This is a genomic window from Mycobacterium sp., from assembly GCF_035603715.1.
In the GTDB taxonomy this organism is placed as follows: Bacteria; Actinomycetota; Actinomycetes; order Mycobacteriales; family Mycobacteriaceae; genus Mycobacterium.
The window spans coordinates 1-2,372 of record NZ_DATNJW010000211.1; the positions used below are offsets into that span (position 1 = coordinate 1).

Below are 2,372 nucleotides of genomic sequence, written 5' to 3' on the forward strand. Positions count from 1 at the left end.
GGCTCGGAGTAGCCGATGGCGAACTCGACGCTGCCGTCCAGGATCGCCGGCAGGAACGTCTGCTTCTGCTCTTCGGTGCCGTAATGCATCAGGGTCGGACCGACGGTGTTGAGCGTCACCAGCGGGATCGGCGCATTGACCCGTCTGGCCTCCTCGGCGAAGATGAACTGCTCGATAGCCGAGAAGCCGCGTCCGCCAAATTCTTTGGGCCAACCAACACCCAGCAGGTCGGCCGCTGCCAGTGCGCGCACGCAGTCACGCACCGCGGGGCCACCCTCCATCCGCTCGCTGACTGCAGCCTGGCGTTCCGGCGTCATCACCTGTTCCATGGTCGCGCGAATCTCGTCGCGCAGCTGCTCTTGTTCGGCTGTGTAGTCGAGTCGCACCGGTCAGGCCCCCAGCCGTACCGGCATCCGCTTGACCCCGGGCACCATGGTGGCTCGCATCCGGTCGACCTCGCCGACCAGCTCGAGGCGCGGGAAGCGGCTCAGCAATTCCTCGAACATCACCGTGGCCTCCAAGCGAGCCAATTGCGCGCCGATACAGGAATGTTCGCCGCACCCGAACGCGATGTGCGGGTTGGGGTGGCGGGTCACCTTGAATTCTTCAGAGTCAATGCCGAAGACGTCTTCGTCGCGGTTGGCCGATCCGTACAGCATCACCACCACGTCGCCTTCGGCGATGCGCTGGCCGCGGATCTCGACGTCGGCGGTTGCGGTGCGGGCCATGTGCACGACCGGGCTGTTCCACCGCAGCATCTCCTCGACCGCGCCGGGGATCAGCGAGAAATCGTTGACCAGCAGGCGGTGCTGATCGGGATGAGCGATCAGCGCCAACGTGCCGAGCGCGATCAGATTGCGGGTGGTTTCGTTTCCGGCCACCAGCAACAGGAACGCAAAATTCAGCAGGTCCTCGTCAGTGAGCCGGTCGCCGTCGATTTCGGCACCGGCCAGCACCGAGAGCAAATCGTCGCGCGGCTCGACTCGCCTTGCGCCGATGAGCTTTTGGAAATATTCAAACAACTGGCCGGCTGCCACTAACGGGTCAAGTTCGATCTCCGGGTCAGCGGTTCCGGTGGCCGCGTCCGACCAGGCCCGGAATTGCTCCCAATCGTCGGGCGGTGCACCGATCAACTCGGCGATCAGTCGGGTAGGCAGTGGAGCGGCGATCTCCTCGGCGAACTCGTGCACCGAATCCACGGCCACTCCGTCGAGGATGCCGCGGACGATCTCGCGGATTTTCGGCTCGAGCACGGAAACCCGGCGCCTGGTGAAGCCGGAGTTGATCAGCTTGCGCATCTGCCGGTGGCGGGGCGGGTCGGTGAAGATCAGGCTGCCCGGCTGCACCGGGCTCGGCATCGCCGGGTCCGGGATGGTGATGCCTTGCGTCGAGGTGAACGCGGCTGGGCTGCTGGAGACGAACCGGACGTCCTCGTACTTCAGCAGCGCCCAGAAGTTGGTGACGTCGTTCCAGCAAACCGGCTCCGTCGCGCGCAGTTCCCGGTACGCGGGATAGGGGTCGCCGGCGTAGAAGTCCGGCGAATGCAGCGGGACGGTCGAGCGGGATTCGGTGTGCACCCAGGCCTCCTCGACGCGCGCAATCGTACATATTCATACGATCTGTCCGGTGCACCCTGTTTACTCTGACGGCACCGGCGATGTCAATATGCTTGCTGTTGAAGTGAAATAGCTGATTGCCTTATCGAGCATTGACGACAGTGGGGCGACAGGTGTAGACCAAACGTTGAGCCCCGGATCCCTACAGGAGTGGACATGGCCGACCCACGCTCGTTGATCGACACCTACTCGGTCTATATCGACGGCCAGTGGGTGGACCCGGACAGGGCCGCTGGGGCCGGGGGCCGCTACGACGACGTCAACCCGGCCACCGAGGCGGTGTTCGCGTCGGCGCCCGATCCCAGCCAGGCCCAAGTCGACGGCGCGATCGCGGCGGCCAGGAGCGCATTCGATGCCGGGCCGTGGGCCGACGCCGGACCCGAGCAGCGGGCCGGGTACCTCAACCAGCTCGGCGAGGCGCTGCTGTCGCATGCCGACGATTTTTACGCGTTGGCGCAACAGGAGTGGGGTTGTACGGCCAACGAGCGCGTGATCCACGTCGAAGGGCCGGCGTTCGCGGCGCTGAACGCCGCCGAACTCGCCACCCATCCCATCGAGGAGCCGATCGACGCCTTCGGCGCCGCGGGCAAGACACTGCTGCGTTACGAGCCGCTTGGCGTGGTGTCGATCCTGACGCCGTGGAATTTCCCGCACACCCTCAACGTGATGAAAGTCTGCGCCGCGCTGGCCGCCGGCAACACCGTCGTGCTCAAGCCGTCGCCGCTGGCGCCGCTGGCCGGACTGGCGCTGGCCCGA

3 protein-coding genes are annotated in these 2,372 nt (G+C 65.6%); 1 reads left to right on the top strand and 2 read right to left on the bottom strand.

Annotation, left to right across the window (positions count from 1 at the left end):
- On the bottom strand, window positions 1-386 hold a 386-nt coding region (locus VN856_RS08955; RefSeq protein ID WP_325688127.1), incomplete at its 3' end, for an acyl-CoA dehydrogenase family protein.
- A gap of 3 nt (window positions 387-389) precedes the next feature.
- Complete coding sequence (locus VN856_RS08960; RefSeq protein ID WP_325688131.1) at window positions 390-1,547, bottom strand: cytochrome P450; 1,158 nt, start codon at window positions 1,545-1,547, stop codon at window positions 390-392.
- Window positions 1,548-1,772: 225 nt separating this feature from the next.
- Between VN856_RS08960 and VN856_RS08965 the strand changes: the two genes are divergently transcribed.
- Window positions 1,773-2,372 (top strand): aldehyde dehydrogenase family protein (locus VN856_RS08965; protein ID WP_325688129.1); only part of this gene is annotated, 600 nt, incomplete at its 3' end.